This is a genomic window from Micromonospora sp. NPDC005206, from assembly GCF_040608175.1.
Classification (GTDB): Bacteria; Actinomycetota; Actinomycetes; order Mycobacteriales; family Micromonosporaceae; genus Micromonospora.
In genome coordinates, this window is record NZ_JBEXHU010000046.1 from 1 (window position 1) to 17,282 (window position 17,282).

Annotated in this window: 15 protein-coding genes and 2 pseudogenes; 12 read left to right on the top strand and 5 right to left on the bottom strand. The window is 69.3% G+C overall.

Translation table 11 applies throughout. The annotated features are described in order from the left end of the window. Positions 1 to 217 precede the first annotated feature (217 nt). The 7 genes from ABZU69_RS35755 (at position 218) to ABZU69_RS35785 (ending at position 5,505) form a co-directional block, all read left to right on the top strand. On the top strand, positions 218 to 400 hold the full coding sequence (locus tag ABZU69_RS35755; protein WP_354968670.1) for a hypothetical protein: 183 nt from the start codon (positions 218 to 220) through the stop codon (positions 398 to 400). A 524-nt stretch (positions 401 to 924) separates the two neighbouring features. Further along, entirely contained in the window at positions 925 to 1,305 is a 381-nt protein-coding gene (locus ABZU69_RS35760) for a nuclear transport factor 2 family protein (RefSeq protein ID WP_354968671.1), read from the top strand. 90 nt (positions 1,306 to 1,395) lie between these two features. Then, a complete protein-coding gene (locus tag ABZU69_RS35765) occupies positions 1,396 to 2,646 on the top strand; it encodes an MFS transporter (RefSeq protein ID WP_354968672.1) in 1,251 nt (416 codons plus the stop codon). A 41-nt stretch (positions 2,647 to 2,687) separates the two neighbouring features. After that, positions 2,688 to 2,819: a hypothetical protein gene (locus ABZU69_RS35770; RefSeq protein WP_354968673.1), complete on the top strand. Its 132-nt coding sequence runs from the start codon at positions 2,688 to 2,690 to the stop codon at positions 2,817 to 2,819. A gap of 25 nt (positions 2,820 to 2,844) precedes the next feature. Next, positions 2,845 to 3,813: a GNAT family N-acetyltransferase gene (locus tag ABZU69_RS35775; protein ID WP_354968674.1), complete on the top strand. Its 969-nt coding sequence runs from the start codon at positions 2,845 to 2,847 to the stop codon at positions 3,811 to 3,813. A gap of 29 nt (positions 3,814 to 3,842) precedes the next feature. After that, entirely contained in the window at positions 3,843 to 4,790 is a 948-nt protein-coding gene (locus ABZU69_RS35780; RefSeq protein ID WP_354968675.1) for a DNA-3-methyladenine glycosylase 2 family protein, read from the top strand. A 274-nt stretch (positions 4,791 to 5,064) separates the two neighbouring features. Beyond that, positions 5,065 to 5,505, top strand: a complete 441-nt coding sequence (locus ABZU69_RS35785) for a hypothetical protein (protein ID WP_354968676.1) — start codon at positions 5,065 to 5,067, stop codon at positions 5,503 to 5,505. Between the two features lie 67 nt (positions 5,506 to 5,572). On the opposite strand, the pseudogene ABZU69_RS35790 reads toward ABZU69_RS35785, so the two are convergent. Next, positions 5,573 to 5,668: pseudogene (locus tag ABZU69_RS35790) on the bottom strand (FGGY-family carbohydrate kinase); the annotation flags it as partial. A gap of 397 nt (positions 5,669 to 6,065) precedes the next feature. Between ABZU69_RS35790 and ABZU69_RS35795 the strand changes: the two are divergent. Both ABZU69_RS35795 and ABZU69_RS35800 read left to right on the top strand, forming a co-directional pair. Further along, positions 6,066 to 6,527 (top strand): DUF4396 domain-containing protein, encoded by a 462-nt coding sequence (locus ABZU69_RS35795; protein WP_354968684.1) that lies wholly within the window; start codon positions 6,066 to 6,068, stop codon positions 6,525 to 6,527. Positions 6,528 to 6,559: 32 nt separating this feature from the next. After that, complete coding sequence (locus tag ABZU69_RS35800) at positions 6,560 to 6,886, top strand: hypothetical protein (RefSeq protein WP_354968677.1); 327 nt, start codon at positions 6,560 to 6,562, stop codon at positions 6,884 to 6,886. 313 nt (positions 6,887 to 7,199) lie between these two features. On the opposite strand, the gene ABZU69_RS35805 is transcribed toward ABZU69_RS35800, so the two are convergent. From ABZU69_RS35805 to ABZU69_RS35820, 4 genes and pseudogenes are all read right to left on the bottom strand, one after another. After that, on the bottom strand, positions 7,200 to 9,632 hold the full coding sequence (locus tag ABZU69_RS35805; protein ID WP_354968678.1) for an AAA family ATPase: 2,433 nt from the start codon (positions 9,630 to 9,632) through the stop codon (positions 7,200 to 7,202). Between the two features lie 88 nt (positions 9,633 to 9,720). Then, on the bottom strand, positions 9,721 to 12,747 hold the full coding sequence (locus tag ABZU69_RS35810) for a S8 family serine peptidase (protein ID WP_354968679.1): 3,027 nt from the start codon (positions 12,745 to 12,747) through the stop codon (positions 9,721 to 9,723). Between the two features lie 278 nt (positions 12,748 to 13,025). Further along, positions 13,026 to 13,286, bottom strand: a pseudogene (locus tag ABZU69_RS35815) (MOSC domain-containing protein); the annotation flags it as partial. A 118-nt stretch (positions 13,287 to 13,404) separates the two neighbouring features. After that, on the bottom strand, positions 13,405 to 14,823 hold the full coding sequence (locus ABZU69_RS35820; protein WP_354968680.1) for a PLP-dependent aminotransferase family protein: 1,419 nt from the start codon (positions 14,821 to 14,823) through the stop codon (positions 13,405 to 13,407). Between the two features lie 47 nt (positions 14,824 to 14,870). On the opposite strand from ABZU69_RS35820, the gene ABZU69_RS35825 reads away from it, so the two are divergent. The 3 genes from ABZU69_RS35825 to ABZU69_RS35835 all read left to right on the top strand — a co-directional run bounded on the left by ABZU69_RS35825 (position 14,871) and on the right by ABZU69_RS35835 (position 17,208). Continuing rightward, a complete protein-coding gene (locus ABZU69_RS35825; protein ID WP_354968681.1) occupies positions 14,871 to 16,223 on the top strand; it encodes an FAD-binding oxidoreductase in 1,353 nt (450 codons plus the stop codon). Between the two features lie 38 nt (positions 16,224 to 16,261). Then, entirely contained in the window at positions 16,262 to 16,687 is a 426-nt protein-coding gene (locus ABZU69_RS35830; RefSeq protein ID WP_354968682.1) for a DUF6069 family protein, read from the top strand. 101 nt (positions 16,688 to 16,788) lie between these two features. Then, positions 16,789 to 17,208, top strand: a complete 420-nt coding sequence (locus tag ABZU69_RS35835; protein ID WP_354968683.1) for a transposase — start codon at positions 16,789 to 16,791, stop codon at positions 17,206 to 17,208. Positions 17,209 to 17,282: the final 74 nt, after the last annotated feature.

A 17,282-nucleotide genomic window follows, 5' to 3' on the forward strand; every position in this document is an offset into this window, starting at 1 on the left:
CGCTGCGCCAGCTCGGCAACCGCCTCGTCGGCATCCTCCACGGATGCCTCAAGACCCGCTCAATCTACGACGAACACAAGGCCTGGGCTCACCACAGCACAGCAGCCGCTTGACATTTTGAATCCTGGGATGTCTGCCGCGATCCGCGCGCTACCCGACGTGACGAGGCGCCAAGGTGGCTCGTGCGCAGGCACCCGTCACTTCCCTTGGCCTGACGGTGCAGATAAGGCAGAAGTACCGCGCCTACCACACCACCGAGGCCATCATCGGCGGCGTCACCCCCAGCCTCGCCAATCCGGAGACGCTCCTCCTGGGCCGCCTCGACGAGCACGGACGACTCCGCTACACCGTCGCCGCCCAGATGCGTGAACGACGGCGTACCCTAGCCTTAACGGACTGATGAGTCCGTCTCTGGGTTTGGCGTGGAGCGAGTTCAGCTGGGGGCGCCTTGGTCCTAACCGTCTCTAAGCACAGCTCAAAACACCCCGAGGTGATGGTTCACGAGGTCTGGGCGGTTCTGGCCACGAGCGACAGGTTGGACCATCTAGTCCGCGCAGGCTAGCCTGCGTAGGTACTCGGTCACGGGGTGATACGCCCGGCCACAGCCTCCACTCAGACTACGGCTCGGATGCTGCTGGATCCGCGTATCTGGACCGTCACTACCAGGATCTACAGGAAGGCGCGGCTGATGGAAACCGATCGGGATCGTGTCCGCCCGAGCTGTCCTTTCGGCCACTGAGCGTCGGTGCACGGACATGACCACCCGCGGCTTCACGTTCGTCGCCGATGAACCGCACAACGGGGCGAGATCGTGACATTGAGGTAAGACGGCGCCGCAAACCGACACTAAACAGTCGGACCATGACGCCGTTCGTTGTGCCCACCTACAGCGAACGTCGAACCACACACAGAAGGAGCAAGAAAATGAATGACACCACGCAGTCCACCGAAGATCTGGCGATCCTCGAGCAGCTCAACCTTGACTACAACAATGCGGACCAGGCCAGCGATGCCAAGCGCTTCAGTGAGTTTCTTGCTGAGGATTTCATCGTGCAGACACCGGGTGTCACCCGCAACCGCGACGAGTACCTCGAGTACATCGCTAAGCCGCGCCCTTTCAAGGATCTCGCGCTGCGTGAGGCCAAGATCCGCATCCTCGGCGACGTTGCTCTGATCCACGGCCGCGCCTCCTACACCCTGATCGCGGACGGCGCGGAGCAGGAAGCTCTGTACACGGACGTGTACCAGAAGCGTGAGGGCACCTGGGTCTGCGTCTCAGCCTGCGCGATCGCTCCGGGCGCCTGACGCCGGTCGAACGAGGCTCCTGGTCGCGAGACATCTCTGCACTCGGGTAGGGACCACACGGGAACCAAGGGATAGTTCAGGACAACAGAAATGCGCAGCTCCATGCTCAACACGGCAGCAGTGACCAACGTGGCCGGCCGGGGCAGAACGCTCCGGCTGACCTTCATATCTGCGGTGGTCTCCCTGGTGGCCTCGTTTGCCGCTGTGGGCTCGACGATCCCGCTCTTCAACATCTATCGGGCCGAGGACGGGTTCACCAACGCCGGCATCTCGATGACCGTCGTCGCGTACTCCGCCGCCACTCTGACCACGCTGCTGGTGCTGGGGCGACTGTCCAATCATCTGGGCCGACGGCCCACCTCGATCGCCAGCCTCGTCCTGCTCCTCTTGGGCTGTGTGCTGCTGTTGAACGTGCACGGCATCGGCATCCTGATCACCGGCCGGCTCCTGATGGGCCTTGGTGCCGGGCTGGCCAGTAGCAGCCTCACTGCGTACATCGTCGACGCCGCACCCGCCAGGCCTGTGTGGTTGGCCTCTGTCGCCTCCAGCCAGACAGTCATGCTTGGCCTCGCCGTCGGCGCCATCGCCTCCGGCGCCCTGGTTCAGTTCGGGCCGTGGCCACGCGACCTCATCTTCCTGGTTGTCATCGGCCTTCTCCTCCTGTCTGTCGGTCTCATTGCCGTCAGCCCGGAGACCGTGACTCGGATGCCGGGTGCTTGGCGATCGCTGCGACCTCGGGTCTACGTGCCGGCCCGGGTCAGGCATCTGCTCCCCGTCGCGGCGGCGGTGTTCCTGGCCACCTGGGCGGCCGGGGCCTTCTACCAAGCGTTCGTGCCTGCGCTGGTCGAGGACCAGCTCCACACCAGCAGCCCGCTCATCGTCGGATTGGTGTTCGCCGCCTACATGGGTCCCAGCGTTCTCGGCGCTCCCCTCGGCGGCCGGTTCACAACAACGGCAGCTCAACGTCTCGGCATGATCGCCTTCCTAGCCGGAATGATCGGCATCATCACAGCGATCGCCACCGGCACACTGGCGTTGTTCATCGCCGCAACGATCGTCGCCGGCGCCGCTCAAGGGATCGCCATCAGCGCCGCCACTCGCGGTCTGCTGCACGGAAGCACACTGGCCGAGCGGGCACCGATCCTCAGCGTGATCTACCTACTCTGCTATAGCGGCGCTACGATCCCGGCCCTCATCGCCGGCCGACTTTCCCACACTTTCTCGCTGCCGCAGATTGCGCTCGGCTACGGTGCACTTGCCCTCATCGCTACCCTGTTCACCGCCATCGCCGCACGCAACGCGCAGACCGACACGGCCGAGAACAGCCAGCACGGTGAGTAATCATGTGACGAACCTCGCCGTCATCCGGACCTCACTCGGCCGTGAGCGGGGCGCTGACCGTTTCGTCGACGCCCATCGATCGCGAGAAGTACGTCGATAGCTGCGCCTACGCCTTTGTCGACGACATGCGGCTGGACGAGTACGACTATCGCCGCGACCCGGGACCGATCTGATGACCATTAACGAAGGGGCACCCCCATGACCGGCCCAGCTGAGCCGACCCGCTACGCCTTCGAGTACCCCGACGAGGCCGGACACCCCGACGAGGAAGGCACCCTCGGTCAGGACCAGGCCGTCCTCATCGACGAGGTGCTCGATGATCCCCATGCCCCCGCATTCGACTTCGCCGTCGTCAACGACGAGCAAGCCGGCATTTACGACGCCATCGTCGGCGACCGCGAGATCGCCGGGCTGACCTACAACGTCGCCGGCGACGACCGACTCGTGCTGCTGGCCGCCTTGGTGTACCCCGAGTTCCGCAAACAGGGCATCGCCACCGAACTGATCCGACGCGTCCTGGACGACGTACGCGCGCAAGGCAAGACCGTCACCATCCTGTGCCCGATCGTGCGCACCTTCATCGAGCACAACCCCGAGTACGCCGACCTCATCGACCCTGCGCACCCGGGAGTGACCAAAGGGTTCACACCGGTCCTAAACCCACCTATTAGCTCCCCGACAGAAAGTGTGACGATGACGATCAATCTCGAGGCCGAGGCGGTCGCCCGTGAAGAGAACAACGCGGCGATCATCGCCGCTTTGGACAAGTCAGGTCTTAGCGAGGTGGAGTCCAGCTGGGAGCTCGATGTCATCAACGACGCGGAGCACGGGCGATGGATCGCCACCCTCGGTGCCGAAGCGATCGCCGAGCTCCCGTACCGGTTCGTGGGCGGCCGTGTCGTTCTGCTGACGACCTGGGTCGATCCCGCCTACCGCAACCATCGGGTAGCCACGGAACTCGTCTCTCGCGTCCTGGACGAGATCCGCGAGAGCGGGAAGAAAATCACTATCATCTGCCCGGTCGTGGGTGAGTTCATTGCCCGCCACCCGGAGTACACCGACCTCATCGATAAGATCCATCCCGGCTCCGGCGCGTACCCCAAGCACGAACCCGTGGGAGGCCAGGACGACGAGCAGCTCACCGCGTTCGAACGCGACCTCGGCTGAGCTACCCTCGCTGACTCAACGCTCACATCATGCCCCTCGACGCGGACCCCGAGTTCGTCCACGAGGACGTGTACCGGCCTCGCCACGAGGTGGACCTGCGGGCGACGGTGCGGCCGCTCTTCTCCGGTGACGGCGACCCCACGTTCCTCTCAACGCCGGATGGGTTCTGGCGCGCGGTGCGCACCCCCGACGGCCCCGCGACGCTGCACGTCCAGATGGGGGCGGGTGCGGATCGGGGTGCGGTCCGGATCCGGGCGTGGGGAGACGGCGCCGAGTGGGCGCGAACGTCCGTACCGGATTTGCTTGGCGCGCGCGACGACTGGAGCGGGCTCGACCTCTCCGGTCACGCGCGGCTCGCTGAGGTACGCCGCCGGTGTTCCGGCCTGCACCTCACTCGAACTGGACTCGTGTTCTCCGCGCTCGTCGCTGCCATCTTGGGGCAGAAGACGACCGGTCGGCAGGCGCACCATTCCTGGCGCTACCTCGTCGTCCGCTACGGCTCTGCCGCGCCGGGACCGGCGCCGCACGGTCTGCGAGTCACGCCGAGCGCGCAGGAGTGGAGCCTCATCCCATCCTGGGCCTGGCACCGGGCCGGTGTACAGCCGTCACAGTCCCGCACAGCCATCGCCGCGAGCAGAGTCGCCGCCTCCGTGGATCGTCTGGCAAGTCTCGACGCCGGAGACGAGCGCGTCGGCGCCGGTCTGCGCAGCATCCCCGGCGTCGGCGTGTGGACAGCGGCCGAAACCACCCAGCGGTCCCACGGCGATCCGGATTCGGTGAGCGTCGGCGACTACAACCTCGCAATGGAGGTCGGCTGGGCGCTCACCGGCAGCCCCGTCGACGATGACGGCATGCTCGAGCTGCTCGAGCCGTGGCGTGGGCACCGGCAGCGAATCGTGCGGCTCATCTCCGCCAGCGGATTCCGCAAACCCCGATTCGGCCCGCGTATCACGATCCAGGACCACCGCGTCCACTGACGACTCCGCGGCCGAACCGCCCACGCATCGGCACGCGCTGCGGTCGAACCGGAAACGGTAAAGCCATCAACCCTTCGTTCAACAGATCCGTTCGTGCAGCAGATCCCTGTTGTATGATCTTGCCCGGCGGGCCGCATCTCATGCGTCTCTTCCATCGGGCTCGCTGTGACTTCGCCCGGGGCGGTCAGGAAGGTAGTTCCGACGGGCCCGGGCCAGGGCCCGTCCCGCCGCGCCCTGGCAACCGGACGCCCGGGGCGCGCGGCGGGTGTGGCGGGTGGCGTCGGTGGGCGTGGTGGCGTCCGTCGCGGTCGTCGCAGACCGGCTCGACCCGCCCGCCCGGCCGGCCCCGGCGGACCCGGTCGCGGTCGCCCTCCAGCTCGCCCACGACCTCGAGACGCAGAACCGGTACGACGCCGCGGCGCAGATGTACCAGGAGGCGTTGCGGGACCGGCCGACGATGGGATCCGGCTGCGGCTCGCCTTCGCGCTGCTGCGGGCCGGCGACGGCGGCGGCGCGCAACGAACCGCCCGAGAGGTCCTGGCCCGCGAGCCAGATTCCCCCGACAGCCTGCTGGTGCTGGGGCTGGCGCAGCGGAACAGCCGGTCGGCCGAGGCGGAGCAGACGCTGCGGCGTTTCCTGGCCGTCGCACCGGCCCATCCGGCCCGCCGCAGAGATCAAGCGGCTGCTCGGCGCGGGTCAATCCACCGGGCGCTGACAGTGACCCTGCGGAAGCCGGGTGCGGTCAGTCGACCTCGACCCAGTCGAGGGTGAGCTGGACCGTCCACCGGGCGGCTGACCGGCACGCCGAGGATTTCCGCCTGCAGTTGCATGCACAGGTCGTTGGCGGTGACGCCGCCGTCGACCTTGAGGCATTCCAGCCTGGGTTTCGGGTCGTGACTACAGATCTTGAATGGTTAGGTTGAGTTGGGTTCGAGGGTCAGGCCGGTGTGGGCGAGGAAGCTGTCGAGCAGGTCGGCCGGTACTGGATGCGCTTTGAGTCGGTTCTTGTCGAGTGCCCTAGAGCGAACGGAGATGATTGTGCAACCGACGTGGCTCATGATGCTTTCGTGGGCTGTGCTCTTTGTGGGGTTGGCCAGCACCGCCGTTGTCGTTGTTGACCAACTTGTTTTTGGATATCGTCAGCCGGTCAAGGTCATGGAGATAGTCTGGCCGGCAACCGCCCTCTACCTTGGCCCAGCAGCCGTCCTGGCCTACAGAAAGTGGGGTAGACCCCAGTCTCCCCGGTGGCTGAACCGGCACGGCAAACCGCCCAGGATGTCGCGACACGCTCCTACGATAATCGTAACTTATCATTGTGCGACGCACTGTACTCTGGGTGTCATCATTGCTACGCCTATCACCTACGGCGTTGGCCTCGAGATATTCGGCAGCACACTGTGGCCCGAAGTCGTCGGCGACTATATAGGCGCAGTGGCCGTAGGCGTTGCATTTCGCTACTCTACTGCGGCTCACACAGGTGGTCGAAGAACGTGGGCCGCAATGCGGAAATTTTTCAGGACCGACCTGCTGACCGTGTCCGTCTTCGAGTTCGCCCTATTAGGCTGGCTGGCGCTAATGCATTTTCTTGTTTTCCACGAGACCCTGCGGCCTAGTAGTCCGGTGTTTTGGCTCATTATCCAGGTCGGGTTGATCATCGGGTTCTTCGCCGCTTGGCCGCCAACCTTGTTGCTGATCCGCCGCGGCGTCAAAACGGAAATGCTGGGCACGCCGCAGTAGGTGGTGATGCGCCGACGTCCTGGGGCGGAGGGGTGCACGTTGAGCTCGGTGTCGCGCAGAACGGCGAACGCCAGCGCGACGGCGGGCCACCGGTGGGCGTACTCGCCCGGGTGCAGCCGCTCGCCAGCGACGATCCACGCCCGGCGGTGCCGGCGCATGTCCTCCACCAGATGTACCGCGCCGATCCGGTTGAGGGCGGCCAGGAGCACCCGGCGCAGCGGGCGGGACACCGGGGCGATGCGGGGCCGGTCGATCAGCGACTCGCCGCCCGAACGGGCGACGAGGAACCGGAGCACGTCGGTGGCGGTGTCGACCAGCGCGGCCACGTGCGCCTCGACGGCGGCCGGGTCCGCAAGTAGCCACGCCAGAGCCTGGCCTTCGTCTCCCGGACGGGCACGGCGGCGCACCATACCCAGCGTCGTCGTCGGCCGGCACGGACACGGCGGTCTACGACACCGTCGCAGACGACGACTTCGTCGGCGCCGGCCTGATCGTCGCCCACCTCGCCGAGCTCAGGCACCGCCACATCGCCCACATCGAACACCACGAGACCAATCCGGTACGGCGCGCCGAGATGCCGAACGCCGTGCGCGCCCTGGGCGGCTCCGGCAGGGCTCCCCCGTGGTCGCGGCACAGCTCGACGGCGCGGTCCGACCAACCGCGCCGTAGCGGTCAGGCAGGCACCAGTTCGCGGCAGCGCCGCAGGTTGGCCAGGGCGACCGGCGCGTCACGGCCCTCGATGCCGGCGGCGAGTTCGGTGACAATCGGCGCGGCCCGTCCCGGCTCGCCCGTGGTCACGGCGGCCTCGGCCAGCACGAGGACCGCCTCCGCCGCCCAGGCCCAGATGCCCTTGTCCCGGACGAGGGAAACTGCGTCGAGCGCGTGCCGCGCCGCGTCGTCGGGCCGGTCAGGCAGCAGCAGGCGGGCCAGCCCCGAGCTGGCCTGCACCAGCGGCAGGATCGCGCCGACCCGCCGGGCCTCTGTGATCACGTCCCGGAACTGGCGCTCCGCCGCGGCCGGGGATCCCGAGCAGGCCAGGACCGTGGCGAGTTCGGCGCGGACGTCGAGCCCGGCGAACGGGATCCGCTCCGGGGTGGCGGCCAGCCGGGCGAGGCGGTCCGCCAGCCCGTCAAGCCGCCCGGCGGCCCGGTCGAGCGCCAGTTCGGTCACCTCCACGAGGCCGAGCAGCCGCTCGTACTCGGTCGCCTCCATCAGCCGCCGGGCGGCTGAGGCCAGGGCCGAGGCCCGGTCCAGGTGCCCGGCGTGCAGGGCGCCCTGGGCCCAGTTCAGGCAGGCGCGCACGTGTTCGCGGGGCCGGTCGGCGAGGACCGACGAGGCGCGCATCTCGTCGATGACCAGCCAGGCCGTCGGGTCACCCAGCTCCAGCAGCAGCGAGGCGCGGGCGATCCGCACCTCCAGGTGGGCGACCGGGTCGCCGCTGGCCGCCGCTTCCTCCGCCGCCGCCGCGCACCGGGCCAGATGGTCGCGCACGTGCCGGCCGACCACCGTGTCGGGGGCGGCCAGCACCGCGAGCGCCTGCGCCCGGCGTCGTGGGGCGCGCAGGTACGGCACGGCCCGTTCAATCTCGGTGTACCCGCGCAGCTCCTCGCCCTGCTGCCGCAGCATCCGCCCGAGCACCAGGCCCAGTTCGCCGCGGGCGCCGGGCGGCAGGTGCCGGTCGGCGAGCAGCCGCTCCAGGACCGGGATCACGGGTGCCTGGCTGAGGCCGTCGATGGCTGAGCGGCCCAGCTTCGCGGCGAGCCGGACGCGCACCGGACGAGGCAGTTCGGCGAGGTCCATGGTCTGCAGCAGGAACCGGGCGGCGGTGGCGTCATCACCGCGTTCGGTGGCCAGGTCGGCGGCGGCTTCGGCGTTGCGGACGAAGTCGGCGCCGCTGCCAGCGAGCCGGTAGTGGTGGGCGAGCTGCGCCACCGGCCGGGGCAGCGACTGCTCCAGCACGCGGGCGGTACGCAGGTGCAGCCACTGCCGGGTGCCAGGGGAAAGCAGGTCGTACACCACCTGGCGGGCCAGGTCGTGGCGGAACCGCAGCCCGTCGGTGGCCTCGTGCAGCAGGCCGGCGTGCTGCGCTGCATCCAGCGCCGCGCGGACCGCGTCGCCGGGGAGGCGGAGCACTGCGGCGAGGGTTCGATTGTCCGGCACCAGGCCGAGCACCGCGGCGGCGCCGAGCACCGCGCGGGTGGATTCGTCGAGCGAGCGCAGCCGCCAGAGCAGCACGTCCCGGAGTACGAAGGGGACCGTGTCGTCGGCGAGCGGATCGCCGCCCCGTTCGGCGAGGGAACGCAGTACCTCCTCCAGCACGAACGGGATGCCGGCGGTGCGGTTCAGCAGTGTGGTGGTGAGCCGGTGCGGCGGGTCGGCCAGCCGCAAGGTACGGGCGGCCAGCTCGCGTACGTCGCCGGCGCTCAGCGGTGGTAGCGCGATCCGCCGCACCGCCCCCGGCGGGGTGCGGGCCAGCGCGTCGTGGATGGGCGTGCCGCCGGTGGGGGCCGGGGGCCGGGCGGTGAGCACGACGGCCAGGTGGGCGATCGGGTGGGCGCCGAGGTAGGCGAGGAACTCGCAGGTCGCGGGGTCGGACCAGTGAAGGTCTTCGAGCACCAGCACGGCGGGCGTGAGCGCGGTGAGCACCGCGGCGACCGCACGGAGCAGCCGGTGCCGCTCGGCCGGCTGGTCGTTCAGCGGGGGCGGTGCGGGGGGCAGCCGGTCTGCCAGTTCGGGCAGCAGCGGGGCGAGCGCGCCGGCTACCGGGTTGACCGGGCCCAGCTCGTCGGCACCGGTCCGGATGGCGTCGAGCAGGGCACCGAGCGGGAACGGCTCCGGCACGTCGTCACACTCGCCGACCAACCGACGTCGGGTGTAGCCGGTGAGCAGCTCCGCGACAAGCCGGCTCTTGCCGATGCCGGGCTCGCCCTCCAGCAGGACCAAACAGGGTGGCGTCTCGATGAGGCGGCGCAGCGTCGCCAGCTCGGCCGCCCGGCCGACGAACTCGATGGGTCCGCGCAGGCGTCCAGGGCGGACCAGGGACTCGAACCCGCCCCACGTGTCGTGCCCGTCAAATCGCCCGTCGCCGCTCGCGCGGGCAGCCAATCATCCGGACCTGATCCGGTGGACGGCCGGGCGGGCCGGCGGTGACCTGTGGCACACCGCCGGCCCGTCCGGCCGCGGGGATTAGGAGCTACGACCGCACCGTGATCGGCAGGGTCTTCAACGGCTCCTTACCGTTGCTCAGCACCACCACGCCGATGTACCGGCGACCGGGGGTGAGCCCGGACCAGCGCAGCGTCAGCTTCACCGTCGCGCCCGCCATCACGCTGACCTGCTTGGGACTGACGGTCAGCCGGCCCACCGAGGTGCCGGGCGCGCCGGGCAGCAGGGTGGTGATGGTGTACGTGTTGACGCCCTGACCAGTTGGTGTGTTGAGGGTGTACAACTGCTCGATGATCAGGGTGTAGTCGCCGGCGCCGGGCAGCACTATGTTGGCGCCGTCTCCGGTGCCGTACTTGTACTCGACGAGTTTGCCGGTGCTGTCGTAGACATAGAACATGAAGTCGCCACACGCCGGCAGCGGGTCTGCGCTCCAGTCGATGTCCGTGCAGAGCGGTTTCTCCCCGGTGACGACGATCTGCGCGTTGACCGTGCCGGCGGGTACGTGCACCGTGCCCCGGTATAGCGACGCCGGCATGGGGACCGGCAGGTTGTCCGGCGAGTTCCAGTCCCAGATCGGCGCGTCGCCGCGCAGGGTGGTCGTGGTGCTGGTGCCGGCGGTCAGCCCGATCGGCTGCGCGGCCAGGGTGCCCCGGTAGCCGACCTGCGCGGTCATCAAGAAGCTACCGGAGGTGCCGGTGCCGGCGATCCGGTCGGGCGCGACCAGCCCGGTGTTCTTCAGGACCAGTGGGATCGTGACCTGGTGCTGGGACTTGTCCCGCCACGTCAGGGAGCCGTCAACCCAGGCGTCGACCGCCCCGGCCTCGTTGGTGATCTGCACCTTGAAGGTCGCGGTCCGGCCCGGGAGCACGTTCAGTCTGGCCGGGGTGACCTTGACCCGGTAGCCGGCGGGCGCCCGCACCGATGAGGTGTAGGTGCCCTTCTTGGTGCTGACGTTGGTGACGGTGCGGGTGACGGTCTGGGTTCCGACCATGTTGCCCATAGCGATCGACGGGTAGTTGAGCTGACTCGTCTCGATCGCACCGGTCGTGGCGCAGTCGTCGTCGGGTACCTGGGAGCCCTTCGCAGCCAGCCCGCACAGGTATCGCTGCCAGTCCTGCTGGTTGGAGTCGTAGACCAGGCCCGGGTCGAACGCGCCGCCCGGGCGGACCTCACCGGCGCCGTAGTTGAACGGCGTGGCGTCCGCGTCACCGAGCTTGATCGGATTGCCCTTGTCGGTGGTGTCCACGGTGGTCGTCATGAGCGCCGAGCGGATCGCCGCCGGTGACCAGTCAGGGTGCCGGGCCCGCAGCAGCGCGGCGATGCCGGCGATGTGTGGGGCCGCCATCGACGTACCCGATTCGAGAGCGAAGTCCTGCCCGCCGAGCGCCGGGGAGAACGCCGCGGCGATGCCCACGCCGGGCGCGCTGATGTCCGGCTTGAGCAGGTCGCCGCCGTTGAAGTACGACGGCCCCGCCGAGGAGAACCCGGCGATCTGGGGCGCCTCGACCGCGGTCAACTGGCCCGCCGAGATCGTCGCCGTCGGGTTGCCCTCCGCGAGGTAGCTGGCGACGGCCGGGGCGTCGGTGTTGGAGATGTGCACGGTGGGCACCGAGTGCAGGTCAGGGTCGAGTGAGTTGGCCGCGTCGTTGTAGAGCACCATGCCGATACCACCGGCCTTCGCCACGGCGGCGCTCTTCGCAACCCGGTCGATGACCCCCCGCCGGCAGAACACGATCGCGCCCGTGACCTTGGCCGGGTCGAGTTCGCCGTCGGTGCAGAGTTCGGCGTTCTGCGGGGTGTCGGGGTGCAGCGCGCTGGCCTTTCCCGAAACCAGTGGTGCCGGCCCGGCGGCGGTGCCGCCCACGCCCACACCGGTTACGGTCGTGCCGTTGCCGAGGGTGAGCGTCCGGCTGTACTGCTGGTCCGTGGTGCTCGCGGCAACCGTGGTCACCCAGGGGGTCGAGTTGTCGACGGTGCCGGCCTCGGGGCCGGCGTTGCCAGCCGCGGCCGAGACGAACACCCCAGCGGCGGCGGCGTTGAAGAAGGCCTGCTCGATCGCGGTGAAGTTCTCGTTGTCGTCACCGACGGAGTAGTTGATGACGTCGACGCCGTCGGCGACCGCGTCGTCGATGGCGTGCACGATGTCAATGCTGCTACCCGCCGCCGAGCCGGCGCCGGTGTCGTAGAGCGCCTTGTAGATTGACAGCCGCGCCGCCGGCGCCATGCCGGAGATCGTCCCCAGGGACTGGTCGCCGACCGAAGCCGGTACGCCGTGGTTGCCGGCGGCGGTGCTCGCGGTGTGGGTGCCGTGACCGTTGCGGTCGCGGGGCGAGTGGTACTCGTCGGAGAACACATCGGCCAACCCGCTGTAGTTGTACCAGCGGGCCCCGATCACCTTGTTGTTGCAGGTGACCGGCGCCTCGGTACCGACGTCGCAGGTGCCCTTCCACTTCGCGTCGATGGTTGCCTGGTCCGGGCGCGGGGTGGGCAGCGCGGCGAAGCTGGCGCTCTCCGGCCAGAAGCCGCTGTCGATGACCCCGACGATGACGCCCTCACCGGCGTGGGCGACGTCGCCGAACTGCTGCTGCCACACGCCGCCCTGCCCGGTCAGACCGAGGTAGTCGGGGGTGTGCGAGGTCGTGGCGTGCACCTTCTGGTCCTCATACACCGCGGTCACGCCCCGGGTGGCGCGCAGCCGGGCCACCTGTGAGTGGTTCAGCTCGACGGCAAAGCCGTTGAAGGCGGTGTCGAAGGCGGCCCGGGCCTGGCTGGTGGGAATCTTCACGCCGGCCAGTACCGTGTCGCGCTGCCGACGCAGGTGCTCCCGGTACGCCGTGGCGGCGTGGGAACTGCGGTCGAGCCGGCCGGCGCCGGTCGGCTTGGTGGCGGCCAGTCCGGCTACGCCGCCGGTGTAGGTGGCTAACGGCTGCTCGGCGAGTTGCACGAGGTAGCGGGCGGTCGGTCCGCTGCTGGTCGGCGTTGCCGCCACTGCGGCACCGGCTGGCGCGGTCGCCAGCCCTGCCGCGATCAGCGCGACGGTGGCCAGCACGCTCACCGGGGCGCGCCTGATCCGTCCGGGCGGGGGTGTTTTCGGTCGTGGCACGTCGTCCTCCACATTCGGTGCCGGCCGCCACGGCGGGGTGGCGGTGGCCGAAACGTAGGAGCGGCGGCGATCTTCCAGGAGAAACTTTTACCTGCCGGCAATCTTGGAAACAGTCTCGTAACATCGCGGGTACTTTTCGCGTCATTTTCCAGAGCCCAGCCGCCCGCCGGTCCGGGCCGAGAAGCTCGGTGGCGGGTCTTGAGCAGATCGTTCCGCTCGACCGCCCGATCCTGTGCCATGTCGATCATCACGCACCGAGTGAGCGGCCGGACCGGCCGCAGGACGACGTCCGGGCCAACCTGCAGCCGCCGCCCCGGCCAGCCCTCTTCCGGGAAGCCGCTGCCGGGAATGTCGATCAGGAGGTTGGCCCGGAACCGCAGCGGGTCGACGCCCATGCCGCCAGGTTCGCCGCCGCTGAGTTCCGTCAGCCGGCGCAGCGCAGCCGTCGTGATGAGGCTGACCGGACCCTCATCATGGTGCAAGACCGGGGCGTGACACTGCGACCACCATCAACGAGTTCGGCGGTGCCAATGCGTAGCCCTCGGTTCGCGGCACGGGCGGACATCCCACACCACAACCTCCGTCATGCTCCGTAGCGAACGGCTCGGGTCAGATGTGCGCACGGACCTCTGCGACCGCGTCGGCAAGGGCTTCCACTCCGTTCGTGATGGCGCGTTCGGTGAGGGTGGCGTAGCCGAAGATAAGCCCGCCGGGTCCGGCAGGGCTCAATCGGTACCGGGAGACGCCTTGCACGACCAGTCCGTGCCGGGCGGCGGCAGCCACGACCGCAGCCTCGTCGAGGTCGTGCGGGAGCCAGGTTACGACGTGTTGGCCCGCCGCGACACCGTCCGGCTCCAGGTCGGGCAGCCGTGTGCGCAGCGCAGCCAGGAGTGCGTCGCGGCGGCGGCGGTAGACCGGGCGCATTCGCCGCAGGTGCCGGTCGAATTCGCCGCGAGTAAGGAAGTCGGCGAAGGTCAGTTGGTCGATGACGGGAGAGCCGCGGTCGGCCAGAACCTTGGCCGCCGCGATTTCGTCAACCAGGTGTGACGGCGCCAGCAGCCAGCCGAGGCGCAGCCCTGGCGCCAGGGTCTTGCTCGCTGTGCCGCAGTACACGACGGTGTCGGGCGCCAGCCCCTGCATGGCTCCGACGGGCGAGCGGTCGTAGCGGTACTCCGCGTCGTAGTCGTCCTCGATCACCACGGCGCGGCGACGCTGCGCCCAGCCGATCACCCGGGCTCGAGCGGTGGCCGACAGGACCCCGCCGGTGGGCCACTGGTGCGAGGGCGTCAGCACGACGGCGTCCGCGTCGGTCTGTTCGAGCTCCTCGACAAGAATGCCGTCCGGCCCGACCGGGACGCCGATCACCTCCAGGCCGGCAGCGGCCGCGACGCGGCGGGCGTCGTCGTCCGCGGATGGGTCCTCGACGGCCAGCCGGCGGGCGCCGCGCGCCGCGAGCACCTGGATCAGCAGCGCGACGCCCTGGCCGTAGCCACTGCAGATCACGACGTTCTCCGGGCGGGCCAACGTGCCGCGGACCCGGTTGAGGTAGTCGGTCAGGGCCGTGTGCAGTTCGGGCACGCCACGCCCGTCGAGGTAGGCGAAGCGCTCGTTCGGCGTGGTGGTGAGGACCGTACGCACCGAACGCAGCCAGGCGGCCCGGGGGAACGACGACACGTCGGTGCGGCCGTACCCGAAGTCGATCCGGGCCGCCGACCGATCCCCGGCGCGGCGATCCGCTGGCGGCGGAACCGGCTCGACCGCAACCTGGGTGTAGCCGCCAGCCCGACTGGTGAGGTAGCCCTCGGCGACGAGTTGCTGGTAGGCCTCGACCACGACGCCACGCGACACTCCCAGATCGGTTGCGATGGTGCGGGTGGGTGGCAGGGACGTCCCGAGACGCAACCGGCCGGCCCGGATGCTGCCCCGGATCGAGGCGGCGATCTGCCGGTGCAGCGGTTCGGCCGCGGACCGGTCGACATCAATGAGCAGGTCCTGCGCCGTGCTGGAATTGGTCCTGATTCGGCCCATGCAATCGGACCTTACCGGGTGTACCGATTTCCGTCAGGCTCAGACGTATGACCACAGTGACCAGCGCTCGCTTCGACGGCCGCCTCCTCACCCCGGGCGACCCGGGTTACGACGCGGCCCGCACCATCTGGAACGCCATGATTGACCGCCGTCCGCGGATGATCGCGCGGGCCGCGAGCGTCACCGACGTGGTGACCGCGGTGCGCCTGGCTCGCGAACTCGACCTGGAGATCGGGGTGCGCTGCGGCGGGCACAACGTGGCCGGCCTCGCCGTCCCCGCGGACGGCCTGATGATCGACCTGACCCCGTTGAACAACGTTCGGGTCGACCCGATCCGGCGGCGCGCCCGGGTCCAGGGCGGCGCGCTGCTCGGCGCACTCGACCGGGCGTCGCAGTCATACGGCCTCGCCACGACCGCAGGTAACGTCTCGCACACCGGGGTCGGCGGCCTGACCCTTGGCGGCGGCATGGGCTGGCTCGCCCGCCAACACGGGTTGGCCTGCGACAACGTCGTCTCCTACACGATGGTCACCGCCGACGGGGACGTTGTGACCGCGAGCCGAACCGAGAACCCCGACCTCTACTGTGGCCTGCGCGGCGGGGGCGGCAACTTCGGCATCGTCACCGACTTCGACTTCGACTTGCATCACACCGGAACGCAGACCCTGGTCGCCGAGTTCGACTTCCGCGCCGAGGACGCCGTGCCGGTGCTCGAAGGCTGGCGGGACCTGAACGCCGTCGCACCGCGGCAGGCGACCTTCACCGCCGATGTTCACAGTACGGCCATCGGCCCGATCGCCACCGTCGGCTTCGTTTGGGTCGGCGACGCGGCGCAGGGTCGCCGGTTGCTGCCGGCGATGCGCGCGCTCGGGCACCCGGTCGCCGAGCGGGTCACCACGCCGTCGTACCTCGAACTCCAGCAACGTGACGACACCACCGGCGGCCACGCCTACCGCCGGTACTCCAGCGCGCACTACCTGCGGCAGTTCCCCACCGCCGCGATCGAGGCGTTACTGCTGCGCGGCGCGTCGGACCTGCACGCCGGCACCTACCTGCCCGGCGTCGGCTTGCAGGCGCACGGCGGCGCCATCGCCGACGTCGCGGACGCCGACGCCGCGTTCAGCCACCGCGGCACCACGTTCGAGTTCAGCGCCGGCTCCCGCTGGACGGAGCCATCCGAGGACGACACCCGGATGGCGGCGGCGCGCGCTGCCGGAGCGGCGCTCGACCCGTACGCCGACGGCGTCTACGTCAACTCGCTCGCCGCCGACGAGGGGCAACGCGGGCTACGCCGTGCATATCCGGCCGCCAAGCTCGCCAGGTTGACCGCCCTGAAGACCGTCTGGGATCCGCAGAACATCTTTCACCTCAACCACAACATCCGGCCCAGCCACGCCTGAGCCGGCACCGAGAATGCCGACAGATGGAAAGGATGCTCATGACCTCCACCGGCCCCAACGTTCAGCTCAGCACCCACAGCCAGCAGCGCAGCCCCCTGTTCCTGCCGGGCCTGGCCGCAGCGGCTGCCGCCGCCGTCGCCGTGACGGCCGTCGCGGCCACCGCCATGGCCGTCGGCGTCGATTTCGAGCTACCCGAAAGCGGCGCGTCGATTCCGCTGGTCGGCTTCACGCAGCTCACGTTCATCTTCGGCGTTGTGGGCATCCTCATCGCCCTGGCGATCCGCCGTTGGGCGTCCCAGCCGGCACGCACCTGGGTCAGCACCGCGGTGGCACTCACCGCGCTGTCGCTCGTACCACCGTTCCTGGTCAACGCCAATCTCGCCATCGAGTGCACGCTCGTGCTCGCACACCTGGTCGCTGCCGCAATCGTGATCCCTGTCATCGCCCGCCGGCTGGCTATCTGACGTTCGTTCGTCACGGCACCCGGGACTGCGTAGGTTTCCGTGTTTGACCTGGGTGTGGTCCGTTGGACAGGACGTTGATCCTGTCCGGGAAGGACCACGTCATGGCAGACAAGAAGAACGCTGCTCCACTTCCGCGGCCGACGGCGGCGGTGGTGGAGTTCGCGCAGCAGTTGGTCGAGCGGGCCAAGGCCGACGGGGTGTCCCTGGTGGGGCCAGGCGGGCTCCTCGCCGGGATCACCCGGACCGTCCTCGAGTCAGCGCTCGACGCCGAACTGGATGCCCACCTTGACGAGGCGGGTGTCGATGAGACGACTGGCCGGCGGGCCAACGTGCGTAATGGTCACGGGGCGAAGACGGTGCAGACCGAGGTGGGTCCGGTGCGGATCCAGGTGCCGCGGGACCGGGCCGGATCATTCGCTCCGCGGATCGCGCCGAAGCATGCCCGCCGGTTGGATGGGTTCAACGAGGCGATCCTGTCGCTGTATGCCAAAGGGTTGACCACCGGGGAGAGTGCGCCGTGAGGCGCTGTTGGATTGTGTGGAGGTGAGAGACCTTCTCCGTCGGGCCGTCGCAGCGGTCTGGCGAAGCTGGGGGC